Source organism: Nocardia sp. NBC_00416 (assembly GCF_036032445.1).
Classification (GTDB): domain Bacteria; phylum Actinomycetota; class Actinomycetes; order Mycobacteriales; family Mycobacteriaceae; genus Nocardia.
The window spans coordinates 1566334-1584830 of the sequence record NZ_CP107932.1; the positions used below are offsets into that span (position 1 = coordinate 1566334).

Sequence of the window (18497 nt, forward strand, 5' to 3'; positions counted from 1 at the left end):
GCCTGTCAGTTGCCGGTGGCGCTGCGCAGGAGACCTTCTGCGGCGAGGGCTATCAGTGTGTCGGCACGTTGCGCGGGCTCGGGGAGAGATTCGGTGGCCAGGGCGATGCCGTTGGTGAGTTGCAGGACATCGTCGACGGTGACGTTGGTGGCCACCGAGCCTTCTTCTTGGGCGCGAACGAGGAGATGCTGTGCGGCGTCCCGGATCATGGTGTGCGGCGAGAACTCCGGATCGGATTCGTGGCCGGCGAGCGCCGGTCCGAGCGCCCGGGTGGTAGCGGCGTGCGCCACCACATCACGAAGCCAGGTCACCAATGCTTTTCCAGCGCTAGGCGCGGTGAGTAGTTCCTTCGCCCGGCCGCACAACGTCGCGACGCGGTCGCGGAGCACGGCCTCCAGCAGTTGAGCGCGACTGGGGAAGTGCCGGTGCAGGGTGGCCGACCCGACCCCGGCGCGACGAGCGATCTCCTCCAGTGACGCTGCCGCACCGGCTTCGGCGATCACGGTGCTCGCGGCGGCAACCAGCCGGTCCCGGTTGCGGCGCGCGTCCGCCCGCTGCCGACCTGGCGAGTCGGGGCTTTCTCCCATCGGTCCGACACCTCCTTGCTAAGTGGGGTGGTCGCCCCGTATCGTACACAATCACAAACGGGGTACCCACCCCACTTATTGCGGGCAGCGGACACAGGAGACGAAGAATGCAGATCGGATTGGCGGTCGGTGATGTGCGCGGTCCCGCGACATTGGCGACTGTCGTGAACCAGGTACGGGTGGCGGCCGACTCCGGCTTCGCCACCGCATGGGCGAGCCAGGCACTCGGCTGGGACGCGCTGACCGCACTCGCGGTGGCCGGCGCCACCAGCGATATCGCCGTGGGCACGGCCGTCGTACCCGCCCCCCAGCGACACCCGCTGATGTTGGCGGGGCAGGCACTGACAGCGCAGGCCGCCGTAACGGGACCTCTGACGCTCGGCGTAGGCGCGGGCATCGGCGCGATGGTGTCGGGGATGTTCGGACTGCCCACCGACCGGCCCGTACGGCGCATGCGCGAATATCTGTCAGTGCTCGGCCCACTTCTGCGCGGGGACAGTGTCGACCACCACGGAGAGACGCTCACCGCCGTGGGCGCCGTGCTGATCCCCGGCGGCATACCGGCACCATCGGTAGTGCTCGCGGCGCTGGGGCCGCACATGCTGCGACTGGCCGGCGAACTCACCGACGGGACCGCGACCTGGATGACGGGACCGAAAACCCTCGCTGAGCACATTGTTCCGGTCATCACCAAGGCCGCGGCAGAGGCCGGTAGAGCATCCCCGCGAATCATCGCCGGCCTGCCCGTCTGCGTCACCGACACGGCCGACGACGTCCGAGCACGGATCGCCGAGCAGTTCGCACTCGCAGCACAGGTACCCGAATACCGCGCCACCCTCGACCGGGAAGGAGCAACCGGACCACAGGACGTCGCGATCGTCGGCACCGACATCGAGGTGGCACAGGCACTCACCCGCTTCCGTGCGGCCGGGGTCACCGAATTCATGGCCGCGCCGTACGGAACCACCGCCGAACAGAACCGCACCATCAGCGTCCTCGCCGAACTGGCACTGACGGAGACGAGGTAGGCCCGATGCCGGACATCACCACCGAAGACCGGGCAGCGATCCATGAGGTGATCGCGTTACACGGGCATTTGGTCGACGATCGAGAATGGGATCGCCTCGGCGAGGTTTTCGCCGAGGATGTGGTTTTCGACGTGACGGACTACGGGTACGGCATAGTGCGCGGATTGCAGGCCGTGCAGGATCTGGCGCGCGGCAACCAGGGCGACGAGGGCGCGCCATTGGGACATCACGTGACCAATGTCGTCGTTCTCGGTCGAGATGGCGCGACGGTGCGCGTGCGGTCGAAGGCGCTGACGGTCACGGCCACCGGAACGTGCGGGTCGGCCGTATACGAAGACGTTCTCGCACCGGAAGCCCGGGGATGGCGCATCAGCTCCCGACGGGCGGTAGCGCGCCAGCGTGGCGGCGAAGGTGCGGAATCACTCGGCTGATCCAGGGCTTTTTCGCTGATTGGCCTGGAAGCGTGCCTTCTTCTGCCGATTCCCGCACGTGTTCATTTCACACCATTTGCGGGTGCGACTCTGGCTGGTGTCGAAGAAGGCGGCTCGGCAGGTCGGCGATGCGCACAAGGCCAATTTTCCGTCTCGTTCGCCCGCGATGATGCTGATCGCGTCGGCGGCGATCACGCCCAGGGCGTCTTCTACGCAGGAGGCCGAGCTGAGTCGCCATCGCCGACCGCCCTCGGGCGTCAGGACGGCCGCCGCCCGACCACGAATGCTGCAGTCATTGATGACTTGGACAGCGGATACAGGGGGAGCGTCTCGGCTCGCGGCCGCTGTCGCGGCGGCGTGAATCGCCTCCCTCAACTCCCGAGCGAGTTCGAGCTGGGCGGTGGTGCAGGAGTCCACGGCGAGGCCGCTCACTGCCAGCCAGTCGACGAGTCGCTGCGGCGTGGGAATGCGCTCCACGTTTTCGCCTCGACGCTCCGTCAGAGTCGCCGTGAAGCTCGTCGCCAGCACGCTACCGAGGCGAAAGTCAGGGAACTCACCAGGCATGGAACCACCATAGCTGGTTGCGGACCGACATGAACGCATGTTAGAACCGTCTTAGCCGGTTCGCGATGTCTGTAGCCGGTTCCGCGATGACCAGGAGGTCCCATGCCCACACTCGACCGCCTCGATCCGGCTTTCACGCCCGACCCCATCGACGTGCAAGCATTCGAATCCCACGCAACCGACGCCGACCTCGACGATCTGCGCACGCGATTGGCCGCGGCACGGTTACCGGAAGCCGAGACCGTCTATCGCGCCGCGCCCGACCCTCGCCGGTGGGAACAGGGCGTTCCGCTCGCCGACCTCGTCGATGTCGTGAACTACTGGCGCACCGGGTACGACTGGCGATCGTTCGAAGAGCGCCTCAACCGCATCGGCCAGTTCCGCACGACCATCGACGATCTGGGAATCCACTTCCTGCACCGCCGATCCGCGCACCCAGAGGCCACTCCGCTGATCCTCACGCACGGGTGGCCGGGCAGCATTGCCGAGTTCATCGATGTCGTAGACGAGCTGACAGATCCGAAAGATGCGGACGCGCCGGCGTTCCACGTCGTGGCCCCGTCGCTACCAGGCTTCGGTTACAGCGACAAGCCGGCCACTACCGGGTGGGGAACCGAGAAGATCGCCGCCGCATGGGTGGAACTGATGGGCAGGCTCGGCTACCGCAAGTTCGCAGCCCACGGCGGCGACTGGGGCGGAAATATCACCACGGTTCTCGGCGGCCGGTTCCCGGCGCACGTTCTCGGCATCCACTCGACGTTCGCGGAGGCGCCGCCCGGGCTGACAACGGACGGGCTGACAACAGCCGAGCGCACATGGACCGAGGAAACCCGCGATTTCTGGCGCCACCGCGCGGCGTACGCGAAGCAGCAGGCGACCCGACCGCAGACCATCGGCTACTCGCTCGTCGACTCACCGGTCGGGCTTCTCGCCTGGATCCTGGACAAGTTCGCCGAGTGGACAGATACCGAAGACAGCCCGTTCGAGACGGTCTCCATAGACAGCATTCTCGACAACGTCACCCTGTACTGGTTGACGCGGACCGGCGCCTCGGCGGCCCGCATCTACTACGAAAGCCACAACTCGCTGGACCCCGAACTTCGGGTCGACGTCCCGTCGGCAATCAGTATGTATCCCCGCGACATCGAGAAGTGTCCGCGTCCCTGGGCGCAGGAGCGGTACCGGCAGATCGTCCGATGGAGTTCGCCCGAGACCGGCGGACATTTCCCGTCGCTGGAGGTGCCCGAGTATTTCGTCAAGGACCTGCAAGAAGGCCTCGCGGCAGTGCTGGCCGCTCATCGGTGAACGCGGGTGGCCGGAGACTCGGGATCAGTCCGCCGAGGATCTGATGGATCTGATGAAATCTGTTGGGGGAGCGAAGGTCACGAGCTCTACTTGACATAATGTAGATTATCGGCGTTTAGGCGAGAGGGGGTTTACCAGGGACGCATGCGTACGGCATTCGTGCTGAGCGGCCGGGTGCAGCGCGGGCCAGCTAAGAAGCCGAGCCGTGTCCCGCGTACCGAACCGACCCGAGCCGAGTTGCCGGAAATGCCTGGGAAAGAACCGCTTCGGTCCAACTCTCCCCTCACCCGCATTTCGTCACATGTGATGAAATGCGGGTGGGTCCCGGGGTGTCCACTGCGCATCTGCCGCGGCCCGGATCCGGGCCGCGGCAGGATGGTTACAGGTGTCCCGGTTTCTGCCGGACGAAGACGGCGACCGGGATCGCGGTGAGGACCAGAACGGTCGCGGCGGTGGCCAGGGCGAGATGATCGGCGCTGGTGAATGCTTGGTGCAGGGCGGGGGTTACCCGCTCGGCCAGCGCGGCCGGCAGTGGCGTGCTGCCGCCGTCGCCGGCGCTGGCGGCATCCACCACGGCATCGACGATGTGGTCCGGTAGCTGCTGCCGGTGCAGGTTGTCGGCAAGGTCGACGGCGAACCGGGTGGTGAGGATGGTGCCGAGAATGCTGGCACCCAAGACGTTCCCGACCTGCCGGAACATATTGACCGCGGCGCTGGCCATTCCGGCTTGTTGAATCGGCACGCTGATTACCGCGGCCGCGGTGGACGGGGCGACGAGGAAGCCGCTGCCGATGCCGGCGAGCAGCAGGCCCGGCCACACCCGCAGGAAACCGGGCTCCGGCGGTGTTGCCAGCAGCGCGAAGATTCCGGCGCCCATGACGAGCAGGCCGACGGTGAGCATGGTCTTGAATCCGACGCGGTCCACGATGCGCCCGGCGATGGCGCTGACGACTATGAACGGCAGGAACATCACCAGCAGGCGCACACCCGCACCCAGTGGTGTCGTCTCCTGCACGTGCTGGAGATACAGCGCAGTAGCCAGGGCGGTACCGGTGAACCCGAACATGGCGATAGTGGCCGCGGCCATCACCGCACTGAAGGACGCTGAGCGGAACAGGGTGACGTCGAGCATCGGGTCGGGGTGGCGCGCTTCGTACCAGATGAAGGCCGCGAATGAGACGGCGAGCACGAGGTAGGCGGCGATGATGCGACCGGAGGTGTAACCGAGCGAGCCGCCTTCGATCACCGCATAGGTCAACGAGGCGACGGAAAGTGTCCCCAGTGCCATGCCGATCGGGTCGGTTCTACGATCCGGCTGGCGGCTTTCGGTGATGAATACGAGGGCGCCGACGAGGGCGAGGGCGCCCAGGATGACATTGATCAGATAGACCGAATGCCATGAGAAGTGGTTCAGCAGAGTGCCCGCGACCATCGGGCCTACCGCCAGGCCGAGTCCGGAGGTGCCCGCCCAGACACTGATCGCCTCGGTGCGTTTGCGGGCGTCGGTGAAGGTGTGGCTGACAATGGCCAGGCCGGTGGGCAATACCATCGCACCGCCGATACCCATGATGGCCTGCGCGACGATCACCACCGAGGCGCTGTGGGCGGCGAAGGCGAGGGCGCTGCCGAGCGCGAACACGGTGGCGCCGCCGGCGAAGACGAGGCGCCGGCCGATGAGATCGCCGAGGGTGCCGGAGCCCAGCACGAAACTGGCGACGACCAGGCTGTACATGCTGCTGATCCAGACAATGGCACTGGAGCTGGAATGCAGGTCGGCTTGAATGGTGGCGAGGGCGCCGACGGTCGATGACACGTTGACGAATGTCATCATGGTGCCGATGCAGACGACGGCCAGCACCCAACCCCGACCGTGGGATGCGGTGCCGGTAGGGATACTGCCCGCGGGCTCGGACTGTTCGGCCACGGCCGAGTCTGGTTTGTTCATAGGTACTTCACTCTCTCTGCGGACACGTCGACGGGCGGTCCGCCGGGCTTCCAGCTCGGACGAGATCGCGACCGTGGCGACATGCGGCGATAACGGTACAAGTCGAGGCCGGAGCCGGTGTGACCATCACCGGGAACAGACCGGTCGGTAGTTTGTCGATCGGCGGGACAGTGCCGCCCCGCGGCCGGACGTCCGAGGATCGACGGCACCGCGCGCTGTCCCCCGCACCTCTCCCCCTGTTTATGGGTCCTGTCTGCCGGGATTCTCCTCGGTGACCGGTCGAAGACAGTCGGCGCGACACGCTCGCCCGTCCGCGCGAGCCGATCGGTGCGGTGCGGTGGGTAGGCTGCTCTCGCAGTTCATGTCTTTCGTCCACCGCGGTCGTGTTCCGTTCTTTTGATCCGTCACCATCGATGAAGTGGCTGTTGTGAATGCGGGCGCCGCACCGAGAGGAAGAACAGATGAGTTCGACAATCCGTAGCGTGGTTGTTCCTGTGTCCGATCTGGGGTCCGCGAAATCGACCTACACCGCGCTGTTCGGCGCCCCGCACACAGATGAGCCGTATTACGTCGGCTATTCCGTCGACGGGTTCGAGGTCGGCTTGAATCCCCAGGGCGATATGGCGGATGGGCCGGTGGTGTTCACCGATGTCGACGATGTGGACTCGGTCCGCACAGCCCTGCTCGCCACCGGCGCGACCGAGCGTTCCGCACCACGCGAAGTCGCACCGGGTGTGCGGGTATGCGTACTGGCGGACTCTGACGGGAATCGGTTCGGCCTCAGGGGCAAGTAGCGGCCGTGTCGGACTCGGCAGGCCGGACTCATGGTGCGATCAGGCGTAGGGCGGGGTTACCTCCGCAATTCGTCACGTTGACGAATAAACCCAACCGGGATCTACGACGAGCCGACACCCTTGGTTCGCCGCTGGGGCGCACCGCCGGGGCTAGGCTCGGACGAACAGGGCTCGGTCAGCGACGACCTCCGGAGGCGGGCAATGCGCAGACGTCGGCTGGTAGTGCTCGGTATTGCGGCGGTGACGGCCGCGGGTCTGGTGTCGGGATGCGGAGACCGGGAGCCGACCCCGGTCCCGGGTGCGGCGACGTCGTCGACCGCGGCCGCGCCGCATCCTGATCAGGCGGCCGGTGTCGCGATTCCGCGTGGCCGGGTCGAGCACATCCTGGGGACTCTCGAGTATCGGGCCGACGAGTTGATGCGGACCACGAACATTCCGGGGATGGCGGTCGCTGTCGTCTACGACGGTGAGGTGGTGTTCCAGAAGGGTTTCGGGGTGCGGGATGTGGACGGTAAGCAGTCGGTGGACCCGGAGACGGTGTTCCAGCTGGCCTCGCTGTCCAAACCGGTGGCGGCGACGGTGGTCGCGCGGCAGGTCGAGGCGGGCGTGGTCGGGTGGGATACGCCGGTGCGGGAGCCGGAGCCGTCGTTCGGGTTGAGTGACCCCTATGTGAGCGACCACGTGACCGTCGGGGATCTGTTCGCGCATCGCTCTGGTCTGCCCGAACATGCCGGTGACAAGCTCGAAGATCTGGGGTTCGACCGGAATCAGATCCTGGGTCGGCTGCGGATGCTGCCGTTGGCCCCGTTTCGTGATTCGTACGGGTACACGAATTTCGGGCTCACCGCGGCCGCGATCGCGGTGGCGGACGCGGCGAAACAGCGTTGGTCGGCGCTGTCGGAGGAGAGCATCTACCGGCCGCTGGGGATGAACTCGACGAGTTCGCGGTATGCCGATTTCCTGGCCGTGGGCGATCGGGCTGCGGGGCATGTACTGGTGGACGGACAGTATCGGCGGGCCGACCCGGGGCGGCAGCCCGATGCCCAGTCCCCCGCCGGTGGTGTCAGTTCGTCGGTATCGGATATGGCCCGGTGGATGACGATGGTTCTGGCGGACGGGTCCTACGACGGGAAGCAGTTGGTGGCGCCGGATGCGCTGTTGCCGGCGGTGTCCCCGCAGGCGGTGTCGTCGCCGCCGTCGGCGCCGGATGCGCGGACGGGTGATTACGGGTTCGGGTTCAATGTGGGGACGTCGGCCGCGGGGCGGGTGGTGCTGAGCCATTCGGGGGCGTTCGATCAGGGTGCGGCGACCGCGGTCACGATGATTCCGTCTGCGGATGTGGGGATCGTGACGTTGACCAATGCCGCACCGATCGGTGTGCCGGAGACGTTGAATGCCGAGTTCGCGGATCTGGTGCAGTTCGGTGAGGTGCGGCAGGACTGGTGGGACCTGTACTCGGATGCGTTCGAGCAGTTGAACGCGCCGGTCGGCGAGCTGGTGGGTGCGGCCCCGCCGCCGGCTCCCGCGCCGGCGGGGCCGTTGGAGGGTTACGCGGGCAGCTACGGGAACGACTATTTCGGTCCGGCGACCGTGTCGGTGGAGGGGGACGCGTTGCTGTTGACGATGGGGCCGCGTAATGTCCCGATGCCGTTACGGCATCGGGACGGTGACACGTTCGTGTTCTCCCCGGTCGGGGAGAGCGCGAATCCGGGCAGTATCTCGCAGGCCCGGTTCGACGGTGACCGGTTGTGGCTGGAGTTCTACGATTCCGAGGGTTTCGGTACGTTCGTGCGCTGAGGGTCAGGCTCCGATGTATTTCGCGAGGTGTTCTCCGGTGAGGGTGGCGCGGGCGGCGACCAGGTCGGCGGGTGTGCCTTCGAAGACGATCCGGCCGCCGTCGTGGCCGGCTCCGGGACCGAGGTCGATGATCCAGTCGGCGTGGGCCATCACCGCTTGGTGGTGTTCGATGACGATCACGGATTTTCCGGTGTCGACGAGCCGGTCGAGCAGTCCGAGTAGTTGTTCGACGTCGGCGAGGTGCAGGCCGGTGGTGGGTTCGTCGAGGATGTAGATTCCGCCTTTTTCGGCCATCTGGGTGGCGAGTTTGATGCGTTGCCGTTCGCCGCCGGAGAGGGTGGTGAGTTGCTGGCCGAGTCGCAGGTAGCCGAGTCCGACGTCGGTGAGCCGGTCGAGGATCTTGTGGGCGGCCGGGATACGGGCTTCCCCGGAGCCGAAGAATTCTTCTGCTTCGGCGACCGACATTTCGAGTACTTCGGCGATATTGCGTCCGCCCAGGGTGTATTCCAGCACGGCGGCTTGGAACCGCCGTCCGTCGCATTCTTCGCAGGTGGTTTCGACGGTGGCCATGACGCCGAGGTCGGTGTAGATGACGCCGGCGCCGTTGCAGGTGGGGCAGGCGCCTTCGGAGTTGGAGCTGAACAGGGCGGGTTTGACGCCGTTGGCTTTGGCGAAGGCTTTGCGGATGGGGTCGAGCAGGCCGGTGTAGGTGGCGGGGTTGCTGCGTCGTGAGCCGCGGATGGCGCCCTGGTCGATCGTGACGACGCCGTCTCGTCCCGATGCCGATCCGGTGATGAGTGAGCTCTTGCCCGATCCTGCGACGCCGGTGACGACGACGAGGGCGCCGAGTGGGATGTCGACGTCGATGTTGCGCAGGTTGTGGGTGTCGGCGCCGCGTATTTCGAGTGCGCCGGACGGTGTGCGTACGGTTTTCTTCAGGGATGCGCGGTCGTCGAGGTGCCGGCCGGTGAGGGTGTCGCTGGCGCGGAGTCCGTCGACGGTGCCTTGGTAGACGATCTCGCCGCCTTCGCTGCCGGCGCGGGGGCCGAGGTCGATGATGTGGTCGGCGATTTCGATGGCTTCGGGTTTGTGTTCGACGACGAGTACGGTGTTGCCTTTGTCGCGTAGTTGGCGCAGCAGGTCGTTCATGCGCTGGATATCGTGCGGGTGCAGGCCGATGGTGGGTTCGTCGAAGACGTAGGTGATGTCGGTGAGGGAGGATCCGAGGTGGCGGATCATCTTGGTGCGTTGTGCTTCTCCCCCGGACAGCGTGCCGGAGGGGCGTTCCAGGGACAGGTAGCCCAGGCCGATCTCGGTGAACGAGTCGAGTAGGTGCTGCAGGCCGTTGATCAGGGGGCCGACCGAGGGTTCGTCGAGGTCGCGGACCCAGTCGGCGAGGTCGCTGATCTGCATGGAGCAGAGGTCGGCGATGTTCTTGCCGGCGATCTTGGAGGAGAGTGCTTCTGTGGTGAGTCGGGTGCCTTCGCAGTCGGGGCAGGTGGTGAAGGTGACGGCTCGGTCGACGAAGGCGCGGATATGGGGTTGCAGGGCGTCGATGTCCTTGGCCAGGAACGATTTCTGGATTTTGGGGATGATTCCCTCGTAGGTGAGGTTGATCCCTTCGATTTTTATCTTGGTCGGCTCTTTGTACAGCAGGTCGTGGAGTTGTTTCTTGGTGTATTTGCTGATCGGCTTATCGGGGTCGAAGAAGCCGCAGCCGCGGAAGATGCGGCCGTACCAGCCGTCCATGCTGTAGCCGGGGATGGTGAGGGCGCCCGCGTTGAGTGAGAGGCTGTCGTCGTAGAGGGCGGTGAGGTCGAAGTCGGTGACCGAGCCCATCCCTTCGCAGCGCGGGCACATACCGCCGAGGCGGCTGAAGGTGGCTTTCTCGGACACTGTTTTCGCGCCGCGTTGCACGGTGATGGCTCCGCTGGCGGTCACCGAGGGCATGTTGAACGAGTAGGCGTTGGGTGAGCCGATGTGGGGTGTGCCGAGCCTGCTGAACAGGATGCGCAGCATGGCGTTGGCGTCGGTGGCGGTGCCGACGGTGGAGCGCGGGTTGGAGCCCATGCGTTCCTGGTCGACGATGATGGCGGTGGTGAGGCCTTCGAGCAGGTCGACGTCGGGCCTGGACAGCGTGGGCATGAAGCCCTGCACGAAGGCGCTGTAGGTTTCGTTGATCATCCGCTGGGATTCGGCGGCGATGGTGGCGAACACCAGGGAGCTCTTACCGGAGCCGGAGACGCCGGTGAAGACGGTGAGTCGTCGTTTCGGGATTTCCACGCTGACGTCTTTGAGGTTGTTCACGCGGGCGCCCTGCACACGGATCAGATCGTGGGTGTCGGCGGCGTGTTGTGCGGACGCCCGTGTACCTGTCTTCGCGGCAGTGCTCATCGTGTCTCCCTCTGGTCGGTCACGGTCGTCGCCGCCGTGCGGTTCGTCGGCCGGCACGGTGGGTGTTCGGTCAGCCGGCCCGCTGGGTGTCGGGCGGTGGGCCGGAGTTCGGGTATTGCCGTTTCCGGGTTCCGGCCTGTTCGGGTGGGCCTGTGCTCAGCGCAGTTGCTGGATGCGGATCATATTGCCCGCCGGGTCGCGGACTGCGCAGTCGCGGATGCCGTACGGCTGATCGGTCGGTTCCTGTACGACCTCGACGTCTCCGGCCTGCAGACGTTCGAAGGTGCCGTCGAGGTCTGCGGTGGCCAGGTTGATGCCGGCGTAGGTGCCTTTGGCCATCATTTCGGTGATCGTTGTGCGTTCTTCGTCGGTGACGCCGGGGTCGGCGGCGGGTGGGTGCAGGACGATGGAGGTGCCGGGTTGGCCGGCGGGGCCGACGGTGATCCAGCGCAGCCCGTTGTAGCCGACGTCGTTGCGGATCTCGAAGCCGAGGGTGTCGCGGTAGAACGCGATGGCGGCGTCGGGGTCGTCCTGCGGGAGGTAGCTCGCGTGAATGGTGATGTCCATGGCGATCACGCTAGCTGTGTGGTGGTCGGCGGAGCTTCTCGATTCCTGATCGGTCTGGTCACCTGTTTCGCGGTGCACGAGGGTATTCCGGCGGCGGCGTCGGCTTCGTGGCGCCGGTAGGCGCTGGGCGGCATGCCGACCAGTTCGGTGAAGCGGGTGCTGAAGGTTCCCAGGGACGAGCAGCCGACTTCGAAGCAGACTTCGGTGACGCTGAGGTCACCGCGGCGCAGCAGGGCCATCGCGCGTTCGATGCGGCGGGTCATCAGGTATCCGTAGGGGGATTCGCCATAGGCGAGGCGGAATTGGCGGCTGAGGTGCCCGGCGGACATGTTGACGCCGCGCGCGAGTGCCTCGACGTCGAGTGGTTGGGCGTATTCCCGGTCGATCCGGTCGCGGACACGCCGTAGCCGTGCGAGGTCGCGGAGGTGTTCTGCCGCGGTGGATCTGCTGGTCACGTGGCCGATCGTCCCATATCGGGCGTGTGTTGCCCAGTTCTGGTGGCGTGTTCGGGGGCGCAGGGGTGGGGGGTCAATTGGTTTCGTCGGTGCCGGCGCGGGTGTGTGCGCGTCGTCGGCGGCGTGGTGACCGGGTGCCGCGGAAGGCGGCTGCCAGGCGTGTGTGCGGTTGCCATTCCAGTCCGTTGGGCAGCCCCCAGCCGAATCGGACGGCGGCGAGCCGCAGCAGCAGGGAGCAGACGATGCCGAGGACGATGCCCAGGGCAGGGGCGCCGAGGTAGGTGCAGATGACCATGGTGCCGGCGACGACCGCGGCGACTGTCGCGTAGAGGCCGTTGCCGCCGAACACGGCGGGGACCCGTCGGAGCAGGACGTCGCGGGTGGCGCCGCCGCCGACGGCGGTGGTGATGCCGAGCAGGACGGCGGGTAGCCAGCCCAGGTCGGCGGCGAGTGTCTTCTGTGCGCCGGTGACGGCCCAGAAGCCGATCACCGCGGCGTCGAGGGCGGTGAACAGCCGATCCCAGGCGTGTTCGCTGAGGTGGATGACGAAGGCGATGAGCGTGCCGGCTACGGCGGTGGGCAGGTAGGCGTAGTCGGTGAGGGCGACCGGTGGGCCCTGTTGGAGCAGGGTGTCGCGGATGATGCCGCCGCCGAGTCCGGAGACGATGCCCACGACCAGGAATCCGAACAGGTCCAGGCCTTCGGTGCGGGATACGGCGCCGCCGAGCATGGCGGCGGCGAAGACGCCCGCGAGGTCGAGATAGCGCGTGGCCTGGTCGATAGTGTCGATAGGTGCGGCCACCGCAGCAAAATAACATGTGTGACCGGGTGTTCCCGGTGGGTGGTTCTCGGGGTGGGAGCGGCGGCGGGCAGGTTCGGCCCGCCGCCGGGCGGGTTCAGGCTCGGGGCCGTACCGGCGCTCCCCCGCCGGCGGCGAGGCGCATGAGGTCGGTGTCCAGGTCGACGGTGGTCTCGTTGCCGCCGGCGCTGCCGAACGAATGCTGGTAGCTGCCCCAGGATTCGTCTTTCACCTTGTGCGCGAATTCGCTTTCCATGAGCAGCACCAGTTCGAGGGCGGCGCGGTCGATCCGGGTGTTCAGGTCGGCGTCGCTCCAGTCTTCGGAGGCGGCGAACAGTGCGGTGGGCACGGTCATGGTGCGCAGGAACGCGAACAGCGCGCGCATCTGTTCGTCGACGACCAGGGCGTGGCGGGCGGTGCCGGCGGTGGCTGCGAGGATCACGGGTTTGGCGATGAGCAGGTCGTTGTCGAGGACGTGGAAGAAGGAGGTGAGCAGCCCGCTGGGTGCGGCTTTGTAGACGGGGGCGGCGACGATGAGGCCGTCGGCGGCGGCGAGGGTGTCGACGGCGGCGGTCATCTTGGGGCCCATGAGTTGGGAGACCAGGGCGGCGCTGATCTCGGTGGCGAGTTCGCGCAGGTCGATGACGGTGACGGTGACGGCCGCGCCGCGGCGTTGTGCGAGTGTCCCGACGCGGGCGCAGACGCGGTCGGCCAGCATTCTGGTCGATGACGGGTTGCTGGTGCCGCCGCTGACCACTACCAGCCGATAGGGGGTGCGGGCCGGTTCGTTGGTTGTCATTCTGGTTTCCTGTTCGTGGTGTCGGCGAGTTTCTCGCAGAGTTCTTCGAGGGTGCGCAGTTCGTCGTCGGTGAGGGCTGCGGTCAGTGCCCGTACGACGCCGACCGCGTGCCGGCCACCTACCCGGCGTTGTTGTGTCCGGCCTTCATCGGTGAGGGAGAGCCGGACACCGCGGCCGTCCCGTGGGTCGGGGGTGCGTTGCACCAGGCCGCGTTCGACGAGGCGGTCCACCATGCGCGACAGTGCGGGCTGGGTGAGCAGGACGTGCCGGTTGAGTTCGGCGGGCCGGATCGGTTCGGGGCATTTCGACAAGGTGTAGAGGACGTCGTATTCACGCATGGCCAGGCCCTGCCAGACGTCCTCGGCCGCGAATCGTTTCATCAGCACCGCGTGTGCGGTCAGTACGGCTTCCCAGGCGTCGTTGGCGAGGCGCCCGCTGGTTCTGCTCATCGATCGGCCGGGGTCTCGGTGTCCGGGGGGTTGATCGCGGGCTCTCGGCAGTGCCGTTTCGCTGCCTCGCTCATGCGGTGGCGTCCTGGTAGGGGCTGGCGCCGGCCAGGTTGTCGCCCTGGTTGGCGTTGGGGCGTGCCTGCCGGGGCGCGGTGTCGCCGTATTTCGCGGCGACGCGCGCCGGATGGGTGGGTGCGGCGGCGGATTCGGGGTCGCGGCGCGTCTCCAGTTCCTTGCGCAGCACCGGGACGACTTCCTCGCCGAGCAGGTCGAGCTGGTTCAGCACGGTTTTCAGTGGCAGGCCGGCGTGGTCCATCAGCCACAGTTGGCGTTGGTAGTCGCCGAAGGTGTCGTGGAAGGTGAGGGTTTTGTCGATGATCTCCTGTGGGCTGCCGACCGACAGCGGGGTCATGTCCGCGAAGTCTTCGAGCGACGGGCCGTGTCCGTAGACCGGTGCCTCGTTGAAGTAGGGGCGGAATTCGTTCCAGGCGTCCTGGGATTTCTTTGCGATATAGGCTTGGCCGCCGAGTCCGACGATGGCTTGTTTCTTGGTGCCGTGGCCGTAGTGCTCGAAGCGCTGCCGGTAGAACTCGATGAGTTGCAGCGAGTGGGCGGTGGGCCAGAAGATGTGGTTGGCGAAGAATCCGTTGCCGTAGTAGGCGGCCTGTTCGGCGATTTCCGGGGTGCGGATGGAGCCGTGCCAGACGAACGGGGGCACATCGTCGAGGGGGCGGGGGGTGGCGGTGAAGTTCTGTAGTGGAGTCCTGTACTCGCCTTCCCAGTCGACGACGTCCTCGCGCCACAGGCGGTGCAGGAGGTTGTAGTTCTCCAGGGCCAGGGGCAGCCCGGCGCGGATGTCCTTGCCGAACCAGGGGTAGACGGGGCCGGTGTTGCCGCGGCCGAGCATGAGGTCCATGCGGCCTTTGGACAGGTGCTGGAGCATGGCGTAGTCCTCGGCGATATTCACCGGATCGTTGGTGGTGATCAGGGTGGTCGCCGTGGTGAGGATCAGCCGCTCGGTGGTGGCCGCGATATGCCCGAGCAGGGTGGTCGGTGAGGAGGAGAAGAACGGCGGGTTGTGGTGCTCGCCGATGGCGAAGACGTCGAGGCCGACTTCTTCGGTTTTGCGGGCGATCTGGACGATCGCGTCGATCCGTTCGGCTTCGCTGGGTGTCACGCCGGTCACGGGGTCGCGGGTGATGTCGCTGACCGAGAAGATTCCGAACTGCATCTGATGTCACTCCCACCGTAGTTTCTATGCGTTTGCATCTACTTGAACGGTGGGGTCGGCGGGGTTATTCCGCCGCGCCGGGCAGGGACACGAGAGGCCACCGGCCTTCTCGGGGCGGTGGCCTCTCGGGGAGCGGCGCGGGTGCCCGGAGGGCGCCGCTAACCGGCGGCTGTGGGACCGGGCGTGCTCGCTCGGAGCGGCGCTGGCTGCTGTGTGAGCGAGTCCAGATCGCGTATCGCCGCGCAGCTGCGGGCGACCATGGCGGCGAACATCTGGTCGCCACGGTCGGATGCGGCGCCGTAGGCGGCGCCGAACACGGCCACCAGTGGCCCCTGCAGGGTCGCGAACCGGTAGTCCTGCCAGCAGTCCTCGACGGTGTAGCCGGTGACCCCCAGTTCGGTGAGGCGCTGATGGTAGGTGGCGACCAGGCTTTTCTCTGCGCTCCGGCGGGTTTCCGGGTCGAAGCTGGTGGTGATGAAGTAGGCGAGGTCGCGGGCCGGCAGGCCCAGATTGACGGTCTGCCAGTCGACGGCGGTCACCTGCGGTGTGGCTCCGGCGCCGAACATCAGATTGTCGAGGCGATAGTCGCCGTGGACGAGCCCGAACCGTTCGGGGCGGGCGAGCAACCAGTCGGCGATGACCTCGCCGCAGGCGCGCACGGTCTCGTGGTCCTCGGCGGAGAGGCGGTCGCCGAGCCGGTCGAGGAAAATATCGGTGGTGGGCCCGTAGAGTTCGCGCAGCGTTTCCGCCTCCTGCGGGCCGTTGCGGCTGAACCCTTCGATACCGAGCAGGGTCTCGTCGCACCAGCGGGGCGCGTGCAGACCCGCGAGGTTGGCCACCGCGGGGTGGGCGTGGGCGACCGGGCAGCCGGCGATCTGGTCGCCTTGGCGGGCGGGCGCGAGGTCTTCCAGCAGGAGTACGAATTCGGCGCCGTCGCCGTGTGTCTCGGCGTGGTGGCAGCGGGGTGTGCGGACGGCGACGGTGGGGGCGATTTCGGTGTAGAAGCGGACTTCCTGGCGGTAGGCGCCGGCCAGCAGTGCCCGGGTGCCCGGGTCGGCAGCCGGTAATTTCGCCAGGACTTGTTCCGGCACCCCGTCGCCGGTGAGCCGCAGCCGGTACACGGTGCCGATCTGGCCGGTGCCCACGGTTTCGGTGCTCACCGTGGTCACGTGGCCGGCGAGGGCGGCGGTGAGCCATTCCGGGGTGAGGTCGGTGATCGCGGTGGGGCTGGTCATCGGCGGCTCCTGCCGGGGTTGGCGGGCAGTGCGGCGAACCGACCGGGGGGCCGCCGGCGGCGCCACGCGTCGAGGGTGGGTGCTAGTTCGGTGGGGGTGTTTCCGTGCAGGATGACTCCGTCGACCCCGGTGCCGAATTGGTCGGCGATCCGGGTGGCGCACCGGTCGGGCGTCCCGGTGGCGGACGCGGCGAGCCATTCGGCGGGCAACAGTTCTTCGACGGCGGCGAGGGTGGCGGTATCGGCCACCGCGTCGAGTGCGCCGCCGGCGCCGGTGACCAGGGGATGTGTCCGGAAGTGGTCGAGTACCCGCTGATCCCATTCGTTGACCTGCACGAGGACGTCTCCGTAGCCCTGCAGGTAGGTGCCGAGCCGGCCGACGAGTTTGCGCAGCCGCGCGGTTTCGCCCTGGGTGTCGTCCACGACCGCCAGTACCGACCAGATGCGCACGGCGGCGGGATCGCGCCCGGCCGCTTCGGCGGCGGCGCGGATGGCGTGGACGGCGCGGGCGGTGGTGTCGTCGGTGAAGAAGGTGTGCAGGACGACGGAGTCGGCGATCTGTCCGGCCAGGCGCAGGGTGTTGGCGCCGATCGCGGTGAGGGTGACGGGGATGTCCTCGTCGTAGGTGGGGTCCAGTTGCAGCAGCGGGTATTTCCCGGCGGGTCCGTCGTGTCCGAGGACGGTGTCACCGTGCCAGAGGCGGCGGTAGAGGTCGACGGCGTCGCGCAGTTGCGCGGAGGTGATGCGCGGGAGGCCGATGACGTCGAAGAGGGCGCCGAACCCGCGGCCGAGGCCGAGGCTGTAGCGGCCTCGGGTGAGCCGGTGCAGGGTTACCGCGGCGGCGGCGGTGACCAGCGGGTGGCGGGTGTTGTGGTTGGTGGCGGCGGTGCAGATCCCGAGGTCGGTGGTGACGGCGCCCGCGGCGGCGGCCAGGGCGAAGGCTTCTTTGGTGTTGAAGCGTTCGGACAGGAACATCGCGCCGAGTCCGAGGCGTTCGGCGTCGCGGGCTTCGTCGAGCAGGACGTGCGGGTCGGTGGCGTGCCCGGCGAGGCCGTAGCAGCCGAGTTCGGGGAATTCGGTCACTGCGAGCCCGCCTCGGCTTTGCTGCCGTTGATCATGCGGTGCAGTTCGTCCTGGGTCCAGGGCGGGGTGTCGTTGTGGTCGCGGAAGCCCAGGATGCTGGGTGTGGGGCGGTCGTAGCGGCCGACGAATCCTCCGGCGGCGACGAAGATCTGCCCGGTGACCTGTTCGGCGGCCGCGCCGGCCAGGTACAGGTACAGCTGGGCGACGTAGTCGGCGGGCGGGGCGTCGAGGGCGGCGTCTTTGCTGATCTCGTCGAGCATGCCGCGACGGTAGAGCTCCATGATCTTGGCTTCGTAGGCGAAGCCGCTGGAGAGGCGGGTTTTGGCGCCGGGGCAGACGACGTTGGCGCGAACCCGGTGTTCGGCGAGTTCGGCGGCGATGGCGAGGGTGAGGGAATTAACGGCGCCTTTGCCGGCGGCGTAACCGGTGCCGCCGTAGTCGCCGAGGTAGGCGAAGGAGCTGGTGTTGACGATGCTGCCGCGGCCGCGAGCGACCATTTTCGGGGCGGCGGCGCGGCAGGTGTTGAACGTGGTGGTGAGGTGGGAGTCGAGTAGGGCACGCCAGTCGCGGGAGCTGACGTCGAGGATCGAGGATCCGGCGGGTTCGGCGATTCCGGCGCAGTTGACGAGGACGTCGATGGCGCCGAAGGTCCGTACGCAGGTGTCGACGAGTTCGATGGCGGTGGTTTCGTCGGCGGCGTTGCCGGCGACGCCGACGGCGCGGTGCCCGGCGAGGGTCAGCGAGGTGACGGTGCGTTCGACGGAGGCTTCGGTGCGGCCGTTGACGACGACACCGGCGCCGTGCCCGGCCAGTGCGTGGGCGACGGCGTAGCCGATGCCGCTGGTGGCGCCGACGACGACGGCGCCGCGTCCCCACAGGGTCTGGTTACCGCTCATGGACCTGCCTGTTCTCGCTTGTTTCAGTGGGCCGGGGTGGGGCGCACCTCGGCCGAACACTATTCCGTACAGGTGTCCGGACAGTATGGCATTCTGACGGTGCGCCGGGAGCGGATCGGCTGTTGCGCCGCGGCGCGCG

General features: G+C 67.3%; 18 protein-coding genes. 5 read left to right on the forward strand and 13 right to left on the reverse strand.

The window, feature by feature from the left end:
- Window positions 1–5 precede the first annotated feature (5 nt).
- Complete coding sequence (locus tag OG804_RS06930) at window positions 6–587, reverse strand: TetR/AcrR family transcriptional regulator (protein WP_328395056.1); 582 nt, start codon at window positions 585–587, stop codon at window positions 6–8.
- A gap of 107 nt (window positions 588–694) precedes the next feature.
- Between OG804_RS06930 and OG804_RS06935 the strand changes: the two genes are divergently transcribed.
- Both OG804_RS06935 and OG804_RS06940 read left to right on the forward strand, forming a co-directional pair.
- On the forward strand, window positions 695–1615 hold the full coding sequence (locus OG804_RS06935; RefSeq protein WP_328395058.1) for a TIGR03564 family F420-dependent LLM class oxidoreductase: 921 nt from the start codon (window positions 695–697) through the stop codon (window positions 1613–1615).
- Window positions 1616–1620: 5 nt separating this feature from the next.
- On the forward strand, window positions 1621–2046 hold the full coding sequence (locus OG804_RS06940) for a nuclear transport factor 2 family protein (protein WP_328395060.1): 426 nt from the start codon (window positions 1621–1623) through the stop codon (window positions 2044–2046).
- Here the strand turns inward: OG804_RS06940 and OG804_RS06945 are convergent.
- Window positions 2035–2610 (reverse strand): CGNR zinc finger domain-containing protein, encoded by a 576-nt coding sequence (locus tag OG804_RS06945; protein WP_328395062.1) that lies wholly within the window; start codon window positions 2608–2610, stop codon window positions 2035–2037. The two genes, OG804_RS06940 and OG804_RS06945, sit on opposite strands and share 12 nt — an antisense overlap.
- A gap of 102 nt (window positions 2611–2712) precedes the next feature.
- Here OG804_RS06945 and OG804_RS06950 point away from each other — a divergent pair, with 102 nt between their 5' ends.
- The gene (locus tag OG804_RS06950) at window positions 2713–3915 is read left to right on the forward strand and encodes an epoxide hydrolase family protein (RefSeq protein ID WP_328395064.1); all 1203 of its coding nucleotides are present in this window, start codon (window positions 2713–2715) and stop codon (window positions 3913–3915) included.
- A 379-nt stretch (window positions 3916–4294) separates the two neighbouring features.
- On the opposite strand, the gene OG804_RS06955 is transcribed toward OG804_RS06950, so the two are convergent.
- Window positions 4295–5860 carry an MFS transporter gene (locus OG804_RS06955; protein WP_328395066.1) on the reverse strand — a complete coding sequence of 522 codons (1566 nt, stop codon included), beginning with the start codon at window positions 5858–5860 and terminating at the stop codon, window positions 4295–4297.
- 482 nt (window positions 5861–6342) lie between these two features.
- Here OG804_RS06955 and OG804_RS06960 point away from each other — a divergent pair, with 482 nt between their 5' ends.
- Together OG804_RS06960 and OG804_RS06965 are read left to right on the forward strand one after the other, a co-directional pair.
- Complete coding sequence (locus OG804_RS06960) at window positions 6343–6654, forward strand: VOC family protein (RefSeq protein ID WP_328395068.1); 312 nt, start codon at window positions 6343–6345, stop codon at window positions 6652–6654.
- Between the two features lie 201 nt (window positions 6655–6855).
- A complete protein-coding gene (locus OG804_RS06965; protein WP_328395070.1) occupies window positions 6856–8451 on the forward strand; it encodes a serine hydrolase in 1596 nt (531 codons plus the stop codon).
- 3 nt (window positions 8452–8454) lie between these two features.
- Here OG804_RS06965 and OG804_RS06970 read toward each other — a convergent pair whose 3' ends face one another.
- The 10 genes from OG804_RS06970 to OG804_RS07015 all read right to left on the reverse strand — a co-directional run bounded on the left by OG804_RS06970 (window position 8455) and on the right by OG804_RS07015 (window position 18358).
- Window positions 8455–10845 (reverse strand): excinuclease ABC subunit UvrA, encoded by a 2391-nt coding sequence (locus OG804_RS06970; RefSeq protein ID WP_328395072.1) that lies wholly within the window; start codon window positions 10843–10845, stop codon window positions 8455–8457.
- 156 nt (window positions 10846–11001) lie between these two features.
- Window positions 11002–11412 carry a VOC family protein gene (locus OG804_RS06975; RefSeq protein WP_328395074.1) on the reverse strand — a complete coding sequence of 137 codons (411 nt, stop codon included), beginning with the start codon at window positions 11410–11412 and terminating at the stop codon, window positions 11002–11004.
- Between the two features lie 5 nt (window positions 11413–11417).
- Complete coding sequence (locus OG804_RS06980; protein WP_328395076.1) at window positions 11418–11867, reverse strand: helix-turn-helix transcriptional regulator; 450 nt, start codon at window positions 11865–11867, stop codon at window positions 11418–11420.
- Window positions 11868–11940: 73 nt separating this feature from the next.
- Window positions 11941–12669, reverse strand: a complete 729-nt coding sequence (locus OG804_RS06985) for a trimeric intracellular cation channel family protein (protein WP_328395078.1) — start codon at window positions 12667–12669, stop codon at window positions 11941–11943.
- A 94-nt stretch (window positions 12670–12763) separates the two neighbouring features.
- Window positions 12764–13465: a CE1759 family FMN reductase gene (locus OG804_RS06990; protein ID WP_328395080.1), complete on the reverse strand. Its 702-nt coding sequence runs from the start codon at window positions 13463–13465 to the stop codon at window positions 12764–12766.
- Window positions 13462–13914 (reverse strand): MarR family winged helix-turn-helix transcriptional regulator, encoded by a 453-nt coding sequence (locus OG804_RS06995; RefSeq protein WP_328395082.1) that lies wholly within the window; start codon window positions 13912–13914, stop codon window positions 13462–13464. The genes OG804_RS06990 and OG804_RS06995 overlap by 4 nt, the downstream gene beginning before the upstream one ends.
- 70 nt (window positions 13915–13984) lie before the next feature.
- Window positions 13985–15145, reverse strand: a complete 1161-nt coding sequence (locus OG804_RS07000; RefSeq protein WP_328395084.1) for an LLM class flavin-dependent oxidoreductase — start codon at window positions 15143–15145, stop codon at window positions 13985–13987.
- A 158-nt stretch (window positions 15146–15303) separates the two neighbouring features.
- On the reverse strand, window positions 15304–16380 hold the full coding sequence (locus tag OG804_RS07005) for a phosphotransferase (RefSeq protein ID WP_328395086.1): 1077 nt from the start codon (window positions 16378–16380) through the stop codon (window positions 15304–15306).
- Window positions 16377–17462: a TIGR03857 family LLM class F420-dependent oxidoreductase gene (locus OG804_RS07010; protein WP_328395088.1), complete on the reverse strand. Its 1086-nt coding sequence runs from the start codon at window positions 17460–17462 to the stop codon at window positions 16377–16379. The genes OG804_RS07005 and OG804_RS07010 overlap by 4 nt, the downstream gene beginning before the upstream one ends.
- Window positions 17459–18358 carry an SDR family NAD(P)-dependent oxidoreductase gene (locus OG804_RS07015; protein WP_328395090.1) on the reverse strand — a complete coding sequence of 300 codons (900 nt, stop codon included), beginning with the start codon at window positions 18356–18358 and terminating at the stop codon, window positions 17459–17461. The genes OG804_RS07010 and OG804_RS07015 overlap by 4 nt, the downstream gene beginning before the upstream one ends.
- Window positions 18359–18497: the final 139 nt, after the last annotated feature.

Bases quoted from the DNA above. Each gene is read 5' to 3' on its own strand.
- OG804_RS06995 (WP_328395082.1), bottom strand. From the start codon at position 13,914: ATGAGCAGAACCAGCGGGCGCCTCGCCAACGACGCCTGGGAAGCCGTA.
- OG804_RS06935 (WP_328395058.1), top strand. From the start codon at position 695: ATGCAGATCGGATTGGCGGTCGGTGATGTGCGCGGTCCCGCGACATTG.
- OG804_RS06940 (WP_328395060.1), top strand. From the start codon at position 1,621: ATGCCGGACATCACCACCGAAGACCGGGCAGCGATCCATGAGGTGATC.
- OG804_RS06990 (WP_328395080.1), bottom strand. From the start codon at position 13,465: ATGACAACCAACGAACCGGCCCGCACCCCCTATCGGCTGGTAGTGGTC.
- OG804_RS06965 (WP_328395070.1), top strand. From the start codon at position 6,856: ATGCGCAGACGTCGGCTGGTAGTGCTCGGTATTGCGGCGGTGACGGCC.
- OG804_RS06975 (WP_328395074.1), bottom strand. From the start codon at position 11,412: ATGGACATCACCATTCACGCGAGCTACCTCCCGCAGGACGACCCCGAC.
- OG804_RS06930 (WP_328395056.1), bottom strand. From the start codon at position 587: ATGGGAGAAAGCCCCGACTCGCCAGGTCGGCAGCGGGCGGACGCGCGC.
- OG804_RS07000 (WP_328395084.1), bottom strand. From the start codon at position 15,145: ATGCAGTTCGGAATCTTCTCGGTCAGCGACATCACCCGCGACCCCGTG.
- OG804_RS06955 (WP_328395066.1), bottom strand. From the start codon at position 5,860: ATGAACAAACCAGACTCGGCCGTGGCCGAACAGTCCGAGCCCGCGGGC.
- OG804_RS07015 (WP_328395090.1), bottom strand. From the start codon at position 18,358: ATGAGCGGTAACCAGACCCTGTGGGGACGCGGCGCCGTCGTCGTCGGC.
- OG804_RS07005 (WP_328395086.1), bottom strand. From the start codon at position 16,380: ATGACCAGCCCCACCGCGATCACCGACCTCACCCCGGAATGGCTCACC.
- OG804_RS06945 (WP_328395062.1), bottom strand. From the start codon at position 2,610: ATGCCTGGTGAGTTCCCTGACTTTCGCCTCGGTAGCGTGCTGGCGACG.
- OG804_RS06950 (WP_328395064.1), top strand. From the start codon at position 2,713: ATGCCCACACTCGACCGCCTCGATCCGGCTTTCACGCCCGACCCCATC.
- OG804_RS06970 (WP_328395072.1), bottom strand. From the start codon at position 10,845: ATGAGCACTGCCGCGAAGACAGGTACACGGGCGTCCGCACAACACGCC.